Source organism: Poseidonibacter lekithochrous (assembly GCF_013283835.1).
Classification (GTDB): Bacteria; Campylobacterota; Campylobacteria; order Campylobacterales; family Arcobacteraceae; genus Poseidonibacter; species Poseidonibacter lekithochrous.
The window spans coordinates 2,168,500-2,186,136 of the sequence record NZ_CP054052.1; the positions used below are offsets into that span (position 1 = coordinate 2,168,500).

15 protein-coding genes are annotated in these 17,637 nt (G+C 26.5%); 10 read left to right on the top strand and 5 right to left on the bottom strand.

What is annotated here, in order from left to right:
• Positions 1-58: 58 nt before the first annotated feature.
• Positions 59-1,312, bottom strand: coding sequence for a ComEC/Rec2 family competence protein (locus ALEK_RS10260; RefSeq protein WP_071625255.1), 1,254 nt, complete (start codon positions 1,310-1,312; stop codon positions 59-61).
• A gap of 367 nt (positions 1,313-1,679) precedes the next feature.
• Here ALEK_RS10260 and ALEK_RS10265 point away from each other — a divergent pair, with 367 nt between their 5' ends.
• Together ALEK_RS10265 and ALEK_RS10270 are read left to right on the top strand one after the other, a co-directional pair.
• Positions 1,680-2,429: a GGDEF domain-containing protein gene (locus ALEK_RS10265; RefSeq protein WP_071625254.1), complete on the top strand. Its 750-nt coding sequence runs from the start codon at positions 1,680-1,682 to the stop codon at positions 2,427-2,429.
• Between the two features lie 55 nt (positions 2,430-2,484).
• Entirely contained in the window at positions 2,485-3,105 is a 621-nt protein-coding gene (locus ALEK_RS10270; RefSeq protein ID WP_164072409.1) for a hypothetical protein, read from the top strand.
• Between the two features lie 19 nt (positions 3,106-3,124).
• Here ALEK_RS10270 and ovoA read toward each other — a convergent pair whose 3' ends face one another.
• From ovoA to rraA, 4 genes are read right to left on the bottom strand one after another with little or no spacing between them, the layout of a single operon-like run.
• Positions 3,125-5,215, bottom strand: a complete 2,091-nt coding sequence (gene ovoA / locus ALEK_RS10275) for a 5-histidylcysteine sulfoxide synthase (protein WP_071625252.1) — start codon at positions 5,213-5,215, stop codon at positions 3,125-3,127.
• 33 nt (positions 5,216-5,248) lie between these two features.
• Positions 5,249-7,468 (bottom strand): tetratricopeptide repeat protein, encoded by a 2,220-nt coding sequence (locus tag ALEK_RS10280; RefSeq protein ID WP_071625251.1) that lies wholly within the window; start codon positions 7,466-7,468, stop codon positions 5,249-5,251.
• 2 nt (positions 7,469-7,470) lie between these two features.
• Positions 7,471-8,031, bottom strand: a complete 561-nt coding sequence (locus tag ALEK_RS10285) for a gamma-glutamylcyclotransferase (protein ID WP_071625250.1) — start codon at positions 8,029-8,031, stop codon at positions 7,471-7,473.
• Positions 8,031-8,510 carry a ribonuclease E activity regulator RraA gene (gene rraA, locus ALEK_RS10290; RefSeq protein WP_071625249.1) on the bottom strand — a complete coding sequence of 160 codons (480 nt, stop codon included), beginning with the start codon at positions 8,508-8,510 and terminating at the stop codon, positions 8,031-8,033. Before rraA ends, ALEK_RS10285 begins: the two co-directional genes overlap by 1 nt.
• A gap of 143 nt (positions 8,511-8,653) precedes the next feature.
• Here rraA and ALEK_RS10295 point away from each other — a divergent pair, with 143 nt between their 5' ends.
• The 8 genes from ALEK_RS10295 (at position 8,654) to ALEK_RS10330 (ending at position 17,527) form a co-directional block, all read left to right on the top strand.
• On the top strand, positions 8,654-9,451 hold the full coding sequence (locus ALEK_RS10295; protein WP_071625248.1) for an alpha/beta hydrolase: 798 nt from the start codon (positions 8,654-8,656) through the stop codon (positions 9,449-9,451).
• A gap of 57 nt (positions 9,452-9,508) precedes the next feature.
• Positions 9,509-10,483, top strand: a complete 975-nt coding sequence (locus tag ALEK_RS10300; RefSeq protein WP_071625247.1) for a hypothetical protein — start codon at positions 9,509-9,511, stop codon at positions 10,481-10,483.
• 86 nt (positions 10,484-10,569) lie between these two features.
• Positions 10,570-11,211 (top strand): DsbA family protein, encoded by a 642-nt coding sequence (locus ALEK_RS10305; RefSeq protein ID WP_071625246.1) that lies wholly within the window; start codon positions 10,570-10,572, stop codon positions 11,209-11,211.
• Positions 11,212-11,308: 97 nt separating this feature from the next.
• A complete protein-coding gene (locus ALEK_RS10310) occupies positions 11,309-12,592 on the top strand; it encodes a sensor domain-containing diguanylate cyclase (RefSeq protein WP_071625245.1) in 1,284 nt (427 codons plus the stop codon).
• A 376-nt stretch (positions 12,593-12,968) separates the two neighbouring features.
• Positions 12,969-13,382: a methylaspartate mutase subunit S gene (gene glmS / locus ALEK_RS10315; protein WP_071625244.1), complete on the top strand. Its 414-nt coding sequence runs from the start codon at positions 12,969-12,971 to the stop codon at positions 13,380-13,382.
• Positions 13,383-14,747, top strand: coding sequence for a methylaspartate mutase (locus tag ALEK_RS10320; protein ID WP_071625243.1), 1,365 nt, complete (start codon positions 13,383-13,385; stop codon positions 14,745-14,747).
• The gene (locus tag ALEK_RS10325) at positions 14,747-15,949 is read left to right on the top strand and encodes a glutamate mutase L (protein WP_071625242.1); all 1,203 of its coding nucleotides are present in this window, start codon (positions 14,747-14,749) and stop codon (positions 15,947-15,949) included. The genes ALEK_RS10320 and ALEK_RS10325 overlap by 1 nt, the downstream gene beginning before the upstream one ends.
• 12 nt (positions 15,950-15,961) lie before the next feature.
• Complete coding sequence (locus tag ALEK_RS10330; protein ID WP_071625241.1) at positions 15,962-17,527, top strand: AMP-binding protein; 1,566 nt, start codon at positions 15,962-15,964, stop codon at positions 17,525-17,527.
• Positions 17,528-17,637: the final 110 nt, after the last annotated feature.

A 17,637-nucleotide genomic window follows, 5' to 3' on the forward strand; every position in this document is an offset into this window, starting at 1 on the left:
TAAAATCATTCTGTTAACTTTCCATTAATTATCTGTTAAGTATATGTTAAGTTGTAATTTATACAAATAAATTAAGAATAAAGAGTTTAAAAAGAAAGATTGTAAGTAAAATGTTCAAAATATAAAATGCTTTTTTATTAAAGATACTTAGAAAAGAGATAATTAAATAAACAATAAAAAAGAGTAAACTAGTACTTGTTTCATAAATAACAAACTTATGGGATAAAAATATATTTAGATACTCATCCAAAATATATCCATAGTTTAATAAATGAGCTACCAACTCAAAAGGATAAAAAATAGTAAATAACAAAGTCAATATAGGTGAGTATAACTGCTCATAAGAAGTAGTATGAAAAAAGAAATGAACTACAGGATTCATTGCAAAATAAATCCAAAAATTAAAAAACAAAACTTGGAATATTCTGCTTTTTATATCTTTGAAGTATTGAATAAATAAAAATATATAAAACACTCCAAATAGTGAAAACCATAAAGACAAAGAAAATATATATTTAGGAAACAAAGCTATGATAATCAAAAATACAAAAAACAGATTTATAAAAGAAAATAGTTTGATATTTTGCCTCAGGAGATAAATCCCCAAACACATCATAATAAAAGCTCTCAATAGTGAAGCTATCATATTCGTAAAAACAAGATATACAAAAAGTACAGATAATACAACTAATAATAAATCATACTTCTTATTTCTATAAGGAAAGTATCTAGTATGAAAAAACGAATAAGGATAATACAAAAACCAATAAATCAAAAAAGACAATACACCTAAATGGAAACCAGAAAGCGCAATCAAATGACTAATGCCATAAGAAGCACATATATCTCTTAACTCTTTTGATACAGGTTTTGCAAAGAATAAAGCTGAATAAAGATCTTTTATCACTTCGTTATAATGTTGTGAATCACTGATTTTTATTAGGGTTTTATAATTACTTTGTTTTTGCTCTAATTCTTCATAAAAAACTAACTTTGTATAAAAACCTTTTAAATATGTAAAAAAGTTTATTCTTGTAGTAATAAAAGCGATATTTATATCATCTAATTGTTTGAGATTATCAAGCTTATCTATATTTGTAAAGAATTGGAAATTATTAGCTTTTAATTTTAAAACATAAAACTTATCTTTTTCATAGATATTTAAAACTTGAACTTTTGTTTCATATATTTCTTCATCTACTAACTCTTGGTATTTTGAATACTCTATTGATAAATTTATTGTAAATATAATCAATATAAAAATAATAACTAAGAAAAATTCACTGTAAGTTTTCAATACTCTAATAATCATAAAAATTATTATACTATAAAGTGAATTATTTATATATAATATTTTTCAAGTATAATCTTCTTATTTATAAGAGGAAGTAATTATCAAAACTTACATAGAAAACTATAGAAATAAACTATTAACACAATATATCTATTTAGGATTATTCTTTTCTATATTTCTCTCACCTTTTTATTATTATATAGATAATTTTGCTTTAGCTATAACCCTTAATATATTTACATTAATGATGTTTTTTCTGTACCTTATACGTTTACAAACTAATAAATATACTCTTAAATCTAGAGGTTTTATATTAGCTATTACTATTTTATTTATAAGTGGTTTTATAAATGGAAACCAAGAAATAAATAGCACCTTTTTTCTATTGCTTTATCCTATTGCTTCTTTCTCAATTAGAGGATTAAAAGAAGGTTTAGTCTGGACTTTTTCATTATTACTTATACTAATCACTATTTATACTCAAATGAGTTTTTTATATAATGTTTATTCATTTATATTTTTTTGTATTGCTTACTTTATGGTTTCATATTTGCTTTATTGGTATAGGCATTATGAACTTAAAATATTTACGAAGATGTTTCAAGTAAACAAATTAAAAGAAGAACTAGAAGAGAAAAATAAAGAACTAAAAAGAATTGCAATTACAGATAAATTAACAAATATTTATAATAGAGTAAAACTTGATTCAAAAATGGAAGCGGAGATGAATAGAGCCCAAAGATTTGGACATGGTTTTAGTATTATAATTATAGATATTGATTATTTTAAAGAAGTAAATGATAACTATGGTCATCAAATAGGTGATTGTGTATTAATTGAAATGGCAAATTTACTAAAATCTCATGTAAGAAATACCGATACTCTAGGAAGATGGGGTGGAGAAGAGTTTCTTATTATTTGTCCTGAAACAAAAGAAGAAGGTGTTTTAAAATTAGCTAATAATCTTCAAAAAACTATAGAAGAAAATACTTTTTCTACCATAGGTTCTAAAACTGCAAGTTTTGGTATAACTACATACATAAACGGTGATAATACAAACTCAATTTTAAAACGTGCTGATGATGCCTTATACAAAGCAAAAACAACAGGACGAAACAAAGTAGAAATACTTTAAAGAAAAATAAGATAATATAAATACATATTTTATTCTGTAGGAGTCAAACTTGGAAGTGAATTACAATAATACTCAAAAGATTACATACAACGCAGCAGGTTACGAAGTAGTTGAAGAAAAAAACACAGTAAACTCTGCTTTTGCAAATGATTACGATGAAGCAAAAAAAGCTTCCAATGAAAAATCAAATAGTATTTTTGCCGATAGCACAGATGATGCTAGAGAAGCAAATAAAAAAGAAGAAAAAATATCAGAAACTCAAACTGATGCAGAAATAAGAGAAGAAACTAAAAAACTTTTAGAAGATATTAACTCTTTATTTAAAACTGGTCTTACAGTTGAAGAGTTAGAGAAGTTAAAAGAATTGCTAAAAGCCATTAAAGATGCTATTAAAGATGCAGAAAAAAACAACTCATCAACATCAGATATTGAAACAATGATTAGTGGTATGGAAGAAGCCATGATGTTACTTCAAAAAAGAATTGGTGGAGAAACTGTAATAAAAGCAAATAAAGAAAATGATTCAAATGATGATATGTTAGGCTTTGCTTCTAGAATTGAAGGAATTGAGAAATCACTAAAAGATTTAGAGCAAGGAAATCAAGATAATGGAATTAGTTCTACATCTACAAGTGAAGAACTTGAACTACTAAACAGACTTAAACAAAATCAATAATAGAAGGGGAAACCTTCTATTATTTCTTTTTCCAAATACTCATTTGAGAAATTGTATGTTGGAACTTTCTATTTGTTTCTTTGATTACAAAAGGAACATCAATAGTATCTACTAATTCATATCCATTAAGTTCCGTTTTTAAAGTCTCTAAAGTAGAAACTTCTTTATTATCTTTGATATATCCACCAAGCCAATTCTCTTTTGGAGTGTACTCTTCTAGCCATGTATAAGGTGATAATAATACTAATAAACCACCATCATTAACTCTATTTGGTACATCATCTAAGAACTTTTGAGGATAATATAATCTATCAATTAAATTTGAACAAAAGATTAAATCATATCCTGAATATACATCTTTTAAATTACAAGCATCACCTTGCATAAATGAAACATTTTCTTTGATATTATCTAAATCAAAATCTTTTAATGATACTGATTTTTCTTGTGCAATATCACCCTCTTTTTTAACTTTGAAAGTTAGTGAGTCATATTCTTTTAGTTTAACACCTACATTAATAAAGTTTGCAGAGAAATCAATTCCCGTTACTTCATCAAAGTGTTGTGCAAGCTCAAAAGAACTTCTACCAACAGAACATCCTAAATCTAAAGCTTTTTTAGTATCAATATTTTCTAAATAAGGTTTTAGTAACTCAACTGAGTTTACACAGAAGTTTTTAACACCAAAGTTTTCATCACCATAATGGAACTCACAATATTGAGCTATTGACTCATCTGTTTCATAAACATTGTCGTTTAATTTTGTTCTATATTCGTTATCTGATTTCACGTATCTAAATCCTGCATGTTGAAAGAAATGCTTTCTAAAAGCATATCTAGCCTCTCTTAAAATCTCATTTCCTAAAGAAATAAAAGATCCACCTTTCATAAGTGCATGTCTATCATCAAATGTTGGAGTTGTAAAATCATCATAAATTGGATGAGTTTCAAAATCATCAAATGGATAAGTAGGAGTTAAACTCCATTGCCATACATTTCCAGTAACATCATAAAAACCGTCAAATTCATATTTATCTACGGGGCTTTGATTAAACTGTTTTAATCCTATATTTGCGTCTTTCTCATCCGCTTTTACATAGTCATATAATCTATAATATTCATCTTCACTAGGAAGTCTTACTTCATATCCTAATTGTAAACTTTTGTATTTACAGAATGCTTCTGCTTCATATACATTAATATCAACTGGATAATTTAAAGGTAAAGGAATTTCTCTATTAATTTCTCTTAAGAAATATTTATCATCTTCTTCTTTTATCCAAAATGTTGGGTGTTTAGCTTGAGTAAAATCTAACCATTCTTTTCCCTCAGATGAGAAGAATTCTGGTTTGTTATATCCACCATCTTTTACAAACTCTAAAAACTCACCATTTGATACTAAATATTTAGAAGCTTCAAAATTATTTATATGTGATTTATGAAATGAGAATTCATTATCCCATCCATAAAAGTCTGGTTTTGCTCTATCTTTTTCAATTAGAACTTCTCCACCTTTTACCGCTAGTAATTCATTTTGAGGATATGAAGAACTCTCTTCATTTACATACTCAAATATCTCATCTTGGCTTATATATTTATATCCTAATTCCCGAAGTAGCACAGATGAAGTTTCAACATGAATATTTTCATGTTCAATTCCCATCATAATAACCCACATAGGAGATTCCCAGTTTATAGGCATAGTAAACTCTATAGTATCAATAAGTTCTAAAATAATTTGTTTTACTTGTGCTCTATAATCTTTTGTTTCATCAACTGTTGGCCATTTATAATTCTTTGATTCTAAATCATCCCATGACATTTCATCAACACCAACAGCAAATTTTGATTCAAAATCTTTATTTACCCTATTTGGTAAAATATTTGCAAGAGTCAGTTTATTAATAAAAAATGTTGCTGTATGTCCAAAATAAAAAATTAAGGGGTGTCTTAATCTGTTTGGCTGCTTATAAAAACATTTTTCGTCTTTTATTAAATCAAAAAGCTTTTCATCTAATTCATATGTTTGAAGAAAATACTCTTTTATTTCTGCTCTTTTTTCTTCAACCGTACCGGCACTTAAATTCACTGTATTTTTAATATAATTCATTTGTAACCTTGTAATATGTAATAAGTTTTTTTATTAAATTATCTTGTCTAAAAAATCTAACCTGTCTATTTTATCTGTTTTGATAAACTCTTTGTATAACTTCAATATCTGTTGAGACTCATTTTCATCCAATAAAGGAAAATGAGTATTAAGTCTTTGTGCCACATCTTCATAGTTTTGTTTTAATAAAGATTTTGTAATACAATTTTCGATTAGTAACATTCCTAATCTTTTAATAGATTTAGTTCTATCTAGTACAGAAATAGCATCATCAGTGATATATACAATCTCTTTACAAGCAGCTTCATCTAAAGTGGAATTTACCATCTTATATAATACATTTAAAGCTTGATTATGTAATACAACTGGCATTTCGTCTCTATCCCCTACAGACTCTTTTAGAAATACACCTAATTTACCCAATTTAATAGACTTATCTATATTATCGAAGTTTTGTGTATTTGATGTTAAGTACATAAATCTATATGCAATTGCCATATTCACAAAAGTCGCACCATACTCAAAAGCACCTAAGGCTGGAATAGAAAGACATTTATTATAGTTCTGAATCGCCCCATCATAATCTTCAGTCCATTCAGCATAGTTTGCTTTGATATTATAATAATGCCATAACCATAAAGGTTCATTGTCATCATTGTGTGAAAAAATTAAGCTTTTTAAACTTTTAAGAGCTTCTAAGCCTTCTTCTTTTAAATCTTCTTTTCTTTGACTAACTACTATCCAAGCTTTTCTTTGGAAGTACCGTACTTCAATATCACTAGGTTTTGCATTCGCACCTATGTTTAACTCTTTTGGTAAAGAATTGTATGCTTTCTCAAACTGTCCAGTTCTTTCGTATAATGAACAAATACTAACTGAGTATTTATTTGGATTAATTTCATAAAGATATTTTGCTAATAATAAAGCTTGATCAAAATGACCATTTCTCTCAAATAAGAAAATTAGTTTATTTAAAGCATTTATTGACAATCTTCTATAAAAAGAGTTATTAGTCTTTTCAAACTCCTCTAGTGAACTTGGATCAAACATCTGTCCTGCAAGAGCAAACCAATAATCATCAATTAATTCATATTGTTGTTTTTTATGTACAGCATCTATAAACTTCTCTAAAATAGCAATTGTTCTTTTTTCATCTAATACAATATCTCTTACGTAATAATATAAAATCAAAAGAGAAATAGGATTATCAAAATATGAGATACACTCTTCAATATGATTTCTTAAGTAATAAGCCAATCTTTTTTGTTCATCACTTAGATTTTTAAACTTCACGTTTGATGTGAAGTAAATCTGCATTGATTTTTCTTGTGCAATAAATCTAAAGTCATCAAAACTTCTATTAATAAAATTCTGAAAACCAGAAATAAGCTGATTACTTGAATCTTTTGTATCTTCAAAAAAGTTTCTACCACAATATTCAAATAGCTCTAGAGAAACAAACTTTCTTTTATCATTATTAGGAATAATTGTTGAAGAACTTAATTGCATTAGTGAGTAAAGTTTTTGTTCTCTTGATGATAATAAAAAGTCTATATCACAAGCATTAATACTTTTTTTCTCTTTTATTACTTCAATATTAGCAACACCAAAACTCTCTAGTTTTTTCTTAACACTTTGAATTTGATCATTTCTAATATACATATTTACAGTATAAAATCTTGAAACAATAGTTTTTGTAAGAAGTCTATAAATCCAGTGTTCTGCATCTATTAAATCAAAGTTATAAAGGTTGATTGTTGTTTTTTTATCAAAAAGTGAAAAAGCAAGTTTCAGTCTTTTTAGTTTTTTGATATCTTTATTAAACCAAGAAGAAAGAATATTTTTAAACTCATTTCCCTCCCCATCTAATAAAGAAGGCATCATAACCATTCCAAAAAAGAAAATAATTACAAAGATTAAAGAAACAGTATCCGAGACATTCCAGTCAAAGGGTAATTCAAAGATTATCTTTTTAAATAAATCTTCATAAATAGAAGCAGAAATTAATGCAAACATCAAAACAATAACAGAAACAATAGAGATTAAAGTAGATGAAAATCTCTTTTTTAAAAAATAAGAAAAAGAGTTTCCAGTAAGTTCATTTAGGTCTTGCTCTAGTTTTTCAAGATTATCATCTTCACAAAAAGTGATATTTACACAATTCTCACCCCTTGAGATCATGCTATCTTGTTTTTTTAATCTTTTTGTTTCACATAATTTTGAAGTATAAATATTACAAGAGTTTTGAAGCATAATTACTTTTTAACCCCTTGTTTTGCAAACTTGTTTTGTATTGGGTCACTAAAAGTGTATGTTCCTTCTTTTAATTCAAAAGGATAATCCGCTAAACATTTTTTATACTCTACAACAAACTCATCATCATAAGAAGCAAATGCATTTGTAAGAATATCAATATATTTAGCAGGAATTACACAAGAAGAATCCCCTACTTTTGCAATTTTTTCTTCTTTTGTAGTCATAAAAGCAATAATATTATCATCAAGATCTTGACCTATTGCATTTGAAGAATCTATTGTAATACAAGAATAGTTTTTTTCTCTTAGTTTTAAAAGCTCTAACTCTTCATCAGTTATTTTTACAACAACACCATTAGTAATAGCATTTTCATTTTTTTGAAGATTTAGAAAAACTCCATTAGTATCTTGTCCATCAAAGTTAATAGTTTCAATTGAATTCCAAACTTTTTCATAACCTTTTATTGATACTGGAATTAAATCACTTTGAAACAGTTCTCTCTTAAAAGACTTTTGAGCACTTACAATATTTATAAGTGAGCCATATCCAAACATATACATTAAACTATCTTTTCTTTAGTAATTACAATACCATCAGGATCAGCATATACATAATCACCTTCATTGATTTGAACACCATCAACAGTAATACTTACGTTAATTTCGCCCTCTTGAACAGGAATATATTTTTTAGGACAAGTTCCTTTTGCTAATAATCCCACATCAAACTCTTTTGTTGTTTCTGTATCTCTAACATATCCGTTTACAATAATTCCTTCATATTTATTATCACTTGCAAACTTCATTAAGTTATCACCTACAACAGCAAAATATTTAACATCCACATCAACAACAACTACTTTTCCAAGTCCTTCATTGTCTCTTAGTAATACAGCTAAATCTTTATTATTTTTATCTAGTTTTACTGTTATTACCTCACCTTGGAATTTTTTGCTTCCACCGTAAGATTTGAAATCTGGTCCTAAAACCTCTGTTTTATCACTATATTCATCACATAAATCTGCTGTAAAAAATCCCATTATTATTCCTTATATATTTATTAAATTATTAAAGTTTCTATTATCTCATTTTAGTTTTAAAATATACTTATTTTTCGGTTTTTTTCTATGTAAGTATTTTTTTCATATACTTTCAAATCAAAAAAAACAAAAGAAAGTACTTTATGAAAAAAATCAAATTAGCTTTTATACTATTAGCTTTAGCATATTTAGCTGCAAATATCTATTTATACACTCAACAAGACTCACTAATTTTCAAAAATGAAAAAGCCGTAAAAATTGAACTCGTAAATGAAAAGAATATAAAAGAAGTCACTTTTAAAGTAGAAGAAAATATTAATCTTTATGGTAAGTATAAAACTTCTAATAAAGCAAATGCTCCACTTATTTTATATTTTGGTGGAAGTTCATCTGACATTACAGGTTTTTTCAATCATACACAAGATATTAATGATTTTAATATTTTAGGATTCAACTATAGAGGTTTTATAGATTCACAAGGAAGTCCAAGCCAAAACAAGATTTTTAAAGATGCTTTAAATATCTATGATACTTATGCTAAAGATAAAGAAGTAATTCTAATAGGTAAAAGTCTAGGAACTGGTGTTGTTTCTTACTTAGCTAGTAAAAGAAAATCAAAAGCAATTATTCTAATCACTCCTTACGATTCAATAAGTGCAATTGCAAAAGGAAAATATCCTATTTTTCCAATTGATTTATTGTTAGAGCATAAATTTGAGTCAATTAAATATATTCAGAATGTTACAACTCCAATTGCATTATTTGAAGTAAAAAATGATTTAGTAATAAAAAAACAGCATTTTGACAATCTAAAATCTAATATCAAAAATATCTTTTCTTATGAAATATTAGAAGGTGTTTCACACGCAAAAGTAATGACCCATATAGATTTTGAAAAAAAATTAAAAGAAATCTTAGAAAAAACTAAAAATAGTCAATAAGCAAACACACTTTTTTTACACAAAAAAAGTATAGAATATACTCATAAAAGGAACATTATGAAAATATTCTATACTCTATTTCTAAGTATTTGCATTTTAATACTTAGCGGATGTACTCCAAAATTAACTGTAAAATCTTTACATCCCTCACTAATTCCAAATGAAAAAATCAATTCAATATTTATAGAACAATTTGATTCTGATCATATTAATCAAACAGAAGCAATAGAAGATAAACTATTAAATACAATAATCAAACAAAAAAAAGTTTTTACTTTAAAAACAAATGAAGAAAACGTAGATACAATTATAAAAGGCAAAGTATTAGAATCATCTCTAAACTACGATGTATATTATAAAAAAGAATTAAATAGACAAAGATGTAGAATTTATGAATATGATAAAAACAATAAAGTAAAAAGATGTATTCAATACTACAATAGATATATACCTTGTGAAAATAGATATTACAAAGTTAGCACAAAAATAGAACTTTTAGATTCAAATGAAGAAGAGATATTATTTAGTAAAATATATACTAAAACAAGAGAAATTAATAAGTGTTATGATGAATATTATTACACTTTCCCAAGATTTACAAGGGATAAAGATGAGATAAATTCTAGTTTAGCTGTTGAAATAGCTTCACAAATACAAGAAGATTTAGCTCCTCATTACAAATATTTTGATTTAGAAATAATAGAAGAGTTTGATAATACTACAAGTGTGAGTGATTTACAAAAAAAATCTCTATCTAATATTGCAAGTTTAATTGAAGACGATAAACTAAAAACAGCTCAAGATTTATTAAAAAAACTAAATTTTGAATTAGAAAATAAAAGTTGGGAAGTATTATATAATTTAGCCCTTACTTACGAAGGAACATTTAATTTAACAAATGCAAATTCACTTTATAAAAAAGCTCGTGAGATTACATCAAATATAGAAAGTTTAACACTTATTAATAATGCAATTAATAGAACTAAAAGAAATTTAGAAGAGAAAATAAAAGCAAAATCACAATTACCATAATTTAAAATTCCTCTAAGCTTCAATACACACAAAATCTATATAACTTATGATAATATACCCGCATTATTAAATTATAAGGTGAAAAAATGCAAAACAAAAAAATTGTAATTATTTCAGTTATATGCCTTGTGGCATTGTTTTTTGTAGGTGGTTATATTTACAAAAATAAACAAAATGAACAAATAGCTTCAAATGTAAAAGCTAACTATTCAGCACTTGTTAGAGAGTATTCTTACGTAAAAGGTAATCCTGATGCAAAAGTAGAGCTAGTTGAGTTCTTAGACCCAGCTTGTGGAACTTGTGCACAGTTTCATCCATATGTAAAAGAGATTTTAAAGCAAAATAAAGGAAATCTAAAAGTAGTTTATAGATATGCTCCTTTTCATAAAAACTCAGATGAAATCGTAAAAATGCTTGAAGCTTCAAAAAAGCAAGGTAAGTATGAAGAGGTTTTAGATCTTGTACTTGTAACTCAAAGATATTGGGTAAAAAATCATGTTGGTCAATTAAACATTTTATGGGAAATTCTTTTAAAATCAGAATTACTTGATATGAATAAATTAACTGATGATATGAAAGACCCTAAACTTGATGCAATTGTAAAACAAGATTTAGCAGACGCTAAAACTTTAGGAGCATCAAAAACTCCATCATTCTTTGTAAATGGGAAACCATTAGAAACATTTGGTTTAGATCAATTAATTGATTTAATTCAATCTGAATTATAAAAGAAGATTTACTCTTCTTTTATATACTCTCTTCATAAATAAAATACTGTGACAATGACAGTTATATTAAATTAGATAATTATTGTATAATAATTTCATGAAAAAAAATATCGCTAAATATATTGAACAATTTGAACAAACTTTAAACTTTTCTGACCTTTCATGGTGGATTATAGATTATAAAAATGACCCTGGATATTTTTATTGTAATAAAGTTATGGCTAATGCTTTTAATTTAGATATAAATGCCCAAAAACACTCAGTAGTTGACACTTGTCCAATTGCTGGAGATTACATTAAAAATGTACATTTAGCTTCAACAAATAAAGCAAATTTAATCATAAAAGAGTACTTAGAACTTCTTAATCAAGAAAAAAAAGAGTACAACAATACTTTCCCTTATTACGATAAAAATATTGATACTGTCAAATATTTTTCAAGTAAAGCCAAAGCTTTAGAATTAGATGAAGAAGGTAATGTAAGTATATTATTTGGATTAATCGAAAATATTACTTCCAAAGAAACTCTTTCTAAAGAACTTAAAGAATATCACAATATTATTGATACAAATGTCATGACAGCAACTACGAATACAAAAGGTATTATCCTTAATTGTAGTTCAGCATTATGTAATATTACAGGATATTCAAAAGAAGAATTAGTTGGTCAAAAATACAATATTTTAAAACACCCAGATACTTCAGAAAAAATCTTTGAAAAAATGGAATTAGCCCTAGCAAAAGGCGAAATTTGGGAAAATGAAATTAAAAATCAGAAAAAAAATGGTGAAGAGTATTGGATAAAACTAATAGTATCTCCAATTTTTAATGAACAAGGCAAAATAAAAGCCTTTACAACTATTAATCAAGATATTACAGATAAAAAAATTATTGAAAAACTATCAAAAAAAGATAAATTAACAAATCTTTATAATAGAGCTAAATTAGATATTTTATTAGAAAAAGAGCTACAAACTTTTGAGAGATATGAAACTAACTCCTCAATAATAATGCTTGATATTGACTATTTTAAATCAATAAATGATAATTACGGTCATCTAATTGGGGATAAAGTCTTAGTGCAAATTGCCTCTATTTTACGCTCAAATACCAGAATCACTGATTTTGTAGGAAGATGGGGCGGAGAAGAATTCCTAATCATTTGTCCAAATAGTGATATTGAAAATACAGAAAAAGTAGCTTCTAAATTAAAAGATGTATTAGAATTTTCAGATTTTGGAATGAAAAAAAATGTAACAGCAAGTTTTGGAATAAGTTCATACAAAGAAAATGATACAGTTGACACCCTATTACAAAGAGCTGATAATGCTTTATACAATGCTAAAGAAAATGGAAGAAATACCGTAGAATTAATTCCTTAAAAAGAACACCGCTTTAACACTTTTCCTTTTTATAATATATAAATAAAAAAAAGGAAAAGTATGTACTTCTATATAATAATCCTAACTATCATAACAATATTTTCTATCTTTTACATATGCAATAGATCTGATGAATTTTGGCTAAATTTAAGTGAAAAAGACTTCCTATAAAAATAAAGAAATTAGGTATTAAGAGAGATTATAAAAACTGTAATTTTTATATAATTAATATGAAACTTTGTTAAATATATGATTGTCTAATACTTTATCATAATTAGCACTTATACAAAACTAATAAAAATCTAACCACTTTTTGGATAATATATCTGCCTTAAATAAAGAAGAAACTAATAAAAAAAGAATTTAGGTATATAATATGAAAGTAGTAACTGGCGTAGTAGGAAACGACATACACGTTGTAGCAAATAGACTTATCGAACTTTCACTTCAAGCAAGAGGATTCGAAGTATTTAACTTAGGTGTTAATACATACTTAGAAGAATTTGTTGATGCAGTGATTGAAACTGATGCTGATATTTTATTAATATCATCACTAAATGGTGAAGCCGAAGGTTGGGCAAGAGAACTTAAAATTTTAAAATCAAAATATGGAAGTCTTTTAGATGACGTTGTATTTATGATTGGTGGAAATTTAGTAGTTGGTACAGGAACAGCAGAAGATATTGTTCCAAGATTTAAAAACTATGGATTTGACTTAGTATTCCATCAAGTTGACCTAAATACTGGTCTTGATGCATTAGAAGATTTTATGAAAGAGAGAAATAAATAGATGAGTTTATTGCAAGAAGAAAGAAATATCATATTAAACAATGAATATGTAGATAGATTTGATTTTGCAGAAGTTGAAGAGTTTGTAAAAAACGCTTCAAAAAACTTATTCATTTCTCACAACTTTAAAACAAAAGATAAGATGTTAGTTCAGCCAAGAGGTGGATTCCCAACTTATGACAAAATGTTTGCACTTTACGAATTTTTTGATAAAGCAGATGTAGATGTATTACCTTGTACTATTGATTCAAATACAAGATTAAATGACTACGAAACTGCAAAGAAGATGTTAAGACTTTCAGAAGAAAATGAAGTAGATATGTTAAATGGATATCCACTAGTAACTCATGGATATAGAAATACTAGAAAAATGATGACTCATTTTGATAAACCTATTTCTTTAAGACATGGTACTCCTGATGCTAGACTTTTAATTGAAACTGCAATTGCTTCTGGTATTTTTGAAATTGAAGGTGGACCAATTACTTACCTTTTACCATATTCAAAAAACTTCCCATTAGATAAAGCCTTTTTATACTGGAAATATGTTGAGAGAGTTTGTGCTGATTACTCAAAACTAAATGAACCTATTAATAGAGAATCATTTGGACCATTAACAGCAACACTTGTTCCACCTTGTATTACTATTGTAATTCAATTACTTGAGATGTTATTATCACTTGAAGAAGGTGTAAAATCATTCTCTGTTTCATTCTCACAAACAGGTTCTATGAACCAAGATATTGTAATGGGTGCAGTAATTAAAAAACTAGCAAAACATTATGCTCATGAAATTGGTGTAACTGATGCTGATATTCACTTAGTTTATCACCAATGGATGGGTGCTTTCCCAATGGATCCAAACTTTGCAGGACAATTAATTAATATGTCAACTGTAATTGCATCTATGGTTGGAGCAAATAAACTTATTACAAAAACAAAACAAGAAGCTTCTGGAATTCCTACAAAAGAAGCAAATGCTGAAACAGTAGCAAACACTCAATATTTATTAAGAATCTTAAATGGTTTACCAAATATAGTAGATGAAGAGGAAGAAGAGATTTTAACTTTAGAAGTAATGGCAATTATGGAAGCTGTATTTAATGATAAAGCTGACACATTATGGAGAAAAGTATTTAACTCAATTAAAAATGGAACTATTGACGTACCATTCTCTCCTCATATTATTAATAATAATGAAATGATTACAATTAGAGATAAAAAGAAAAATATTAGAATTATCAAAAAAGGAAAAGTTCCAATTCCTGATAGATGTTTTGAATATGAAAAAGCCCAATGTGACTTAACAAAAGATACGACTTCAATCGTAAATGATATTATCCATGATATAGGGATTATGCAATAATGAGCCAAGTAAACGAAAACACAAATGACAAACTATTAATTGATGTGGGAAGTACTTATTTTAAAATGAGTACTTCAAAAGGTGTTGAGCAACACTTTAGAGATTTCAACAAAGATATTTTTGATGATTTAACATACAAATGTGGTGATACAATTAATGCTTATGAAAAAGAAGATGTATATATTTGTTCATCAGCAAATGGTGGATTAAGTACACTTATTATTGGAATTTCTAATTCATTTTCATTAAAATATGCAACTAATATTGCTTTTAACTCTGGTATTAATATTATTGATACTGTTTTAAATAAAGATATTGATACAACTTCAAGACCAAGCGAATTAATCGATGTTGTTATAGTTGTTGGAGGAATTGATTCAGTTTCTAAAATCTTTGATGAAAAACTATTTAACTTTTTAAATGATATTAACTACTCAAATATTGTTTATGTAGGAAGCAAAAAAGAAGCTCCTTATTTAAGTGAAAATATTGAGAATTTAGTAGTTTTACCAAATATTATTACAAATAAACTTCATGTTGAAGAAGAAAATTTAAAAGAGTATTTAACAAACCTATACCAAGCAGATATTATGGGGAAAGAAGATATCAAACACCTATATGATATTACTTCAAACCAAATCTTCTCAACTCCATATATTGTAAATAAAACATTACCATATATTGGTTCTAAATTTACAGTTGCTAATCCATATATTCTTATTGATATTGGTGGAGCAACAACAGATATTCACTACTCAAAAGATTTAGTAGATGAAAATATGGTTACAGAAAATGAATATGATAGATTAGTATTCAAAAAACTTGGGGTTTATAAATCAAAAGAGTCTTTAATTTTTGCAGCTAAAAATAATGAATTTGTATATGAATTATTAGCTCACTTAAAAGTTACAGAACATATCTTTGACGAGACAAGCGAAAAAGCAACTACTATTTTAATGCAATTAGCAATTTTCTTAGTACTTTGTAAAGTATCAACTTATAGAAAAGCATATATCAATTTAAAATTACATGCACTAAATTCAATCGTATTTACAGGTGGAATATCTAAAGTATTAAAGCCGGAAGAAATTGAAGATATTGTATCATTTTTCTATCAAAAAATATTAAGTTCACAACATAATCCAAACATCGTAATGGATAGTAATTACGATATCTGGACTCTTGGCGTGAAAGAAAAATAAAAGGAAATATAAATGTCTATTAACTGTATTAGAACTTTAATTGAAGATGCTGCATTATCTCATGGAGATAAAACAGCAATAACTTTCAATTCAAAAAATATTTCATACAACGAACTATTAAAAAAAGTAAATCAAGTTGCCTTTTATTTAAAAGAATTAGATTTACCAAAAGGAACTAGAGTTGGAGTTTATTCTACAAAAGGAATAGACCAAGTTATTGCAATTCTTGCAATTTTATCTACGGATTATGTATTAGTTCCTTTAACAAAACTATTAAAATCTGAACAAGTAGAATATATCACTAATGATTGTAATATCAAATGTATTATTACAGATAAACTTGAAAGCATTGAAAAAATTAATTTTGATGGTCATATTATCTCTTATGAAACAACACAAAAAGATATTCCATCTTTTGAAGAGATTTATAAATACTACAACAAACCATATTTTCATGATGTAAATGGTCATGATAATGCAGTAATTACTTATTCATTTGGTATTACAGGACAACCTAAAGGTATCGTAATTTCTCATAGAAATTTAATTGATTCTGCAAGAGTTGTATCTCAGTATTTAGATTTAAATGAAGATGATGTAATCTCTGGAACGTTAATTTTCAATCTTGATTATGGTTTAAATCAAATCTTTTGTACATTATATAAAAGAGCAACATTAGCTTTACATAGATTAATTTTAGCTAATGATTTCTTCAATCATTTAATTAATGATAATGTAACAGTAGTACCATTAATGCCTATTAATATAACTTCAATGTTTGATGAAGATGAACATAGACTTCCAAGTATTGAACTATTATCAAAAGTAAGAATTCTTACATCTTCAGGTGGAAATGTAACGCAAAAGATGTTAAAAGATTTAGATAAATTCTTCCCTGATGCGAAGTTTTATTCTATGCATGGTTTAACAGAAGCATTTAGATCAACATACTTAGACCCCTCACAAATTCATATTAGACCTGATTCAATTGGAAAAGCAATTCCTGATGTTGAGTTATATGTAATTAATGAAGAAGGTAAAGAGTGTGGACTTAGAGAAGTTGGTGAATTAATCCATAGAGGTGGTTACATCTATAAAGGATTCTGGAATGCACCAATTGAAACTAGTGAGAGATTCAAATCTATTCAAATTCTTAAAAATGTAATTGACTTAGATGGGCAATTAGCAGATGAAACTGTAATTGCTACAGGAGATTATGTATATAAAGATGAAGAAGGTTATTTCTACTTTGTATCTAGACATGATGACATGATTAAAACAAGAGGATTTAGAGTAAGTCCTTATGAAATTGAATCAGTTGTAGCTAAAAATATCAAAGAGATTGACCAATGTGCTGTATTCTCAGTAGAGAATCCAGATATTGAAGAAGAGATTGTTTTAGTATATAGTGCACAAAATGAATTAGCTCCAAAAGAGATTAATTTTGAGCTTAAAAAACATCTTGCATCATATATGATACCAACTCAAATAATCTATAAAAGGTCACTTCCACTAGTACCTTCTGACAAAAATAAAGTAAATAAAGAAGAATTAAAAAAAGAACTTCTTACTAAATAAATTAAAATATAGCATTTTTGCTATATTTTTCTACTTTTCTACTATTTTTCCACTTTTATTGACTAGAATCAAGTACTTATAATAAGAAATTCATTAAAATGTATCTTATT

Excerpts from the sequence above, each read along its gene's own strand:
- ALEK_RS10320 (WP_071625243.1), top strand. The coding sequence starts at position 13,383 with ATGAGTTTATTGCAAGAAGAAAGAAATATCATATTAAACAATGAATAT.
- ALEK_RS10280 (WP_071625251.1), bottom strand. The coding sequence starts at position 7,468 with ATGCTTCAAAACTCTTGTAATATTTATACTTCAAAATTATGTGAAACA.
- ALEK_RS10310 (WP_071625245.1), top strand. The coding sequence starts at position 11,309 with ATGAAAAAAAATATCGCTAAATATATTGAACAATTTGAACAAACTTTA.
- glmS (WP_071625244.1), top strand. The coding sequence starts at position 12,969 with ATGAAAGTAGTAACTGGCGTAGTAGGAAACGACATACACGTTGTAGCA.
- ALEK_RS10305 (WP_071625246.1), top strand. The coding sequence starts at position 10,570 with ATGCAAAACAAAAAAATTGTAATTATTTCAGTTATATGCCTTGTGGCA.
- ALEK_RS10300 (WP_071625247.1), top strand. The coding sequence starts at position 9,509 with ATGAAAATATTCTATACTCTATTTCTAAGTATTTGCATTTTAATACTT.
- ovoA (WP_071625252.1), bottom strand. The coding sequence starts at position 5,215 with ATGAATTATATTAAAAATACAGTGAATTTAAGTGCCGGTACGGTTGAA.
- ALEK_RS10325 (WP_071625242.1), top strand. The coding sequence starts at position 14,747 with ATGAGCCAAGTAAACGAAAACACAAATGACAAACTATTAATTGATGTG.
- rraA (WP_071625249.1), bottom strand. The coding sequence starts at position 8,510 with ATGGGATTTTTTACAGCAGATTTATGTGATGAATATAGTGATAAAACA.
- ALEK_RS10260 (WP_071625255.1), bottom strand. The coding sequence starts at position 1,312 with ATGATTATTAGAGTATTGAAAACTTACAGTGAATTTTTCTTAGTTATT.
- ALEK_RS10330 (WP_071625241.1), top strand. The coding sequence starts at position 15,962 with ATGTCTATTAACTGTATTAGAACTTTAATTGAAGATGCTGCATTATCT.
- ALEK_RS10285 (WP_071625250.1), bottom strand. The coding sequence starts at position 8,031 with ATGTATATGTTTGGATATGGCTCACTTATAAATATTGTAAGTGCTCAA.
- ALEK_RS10295 (WP_071625248.1), top strand. The coding sequence starts at position 8,654 with ATGAAAAAAATCAAATTAGCTTTTATACTATTAGCTTTAGCATATTTA.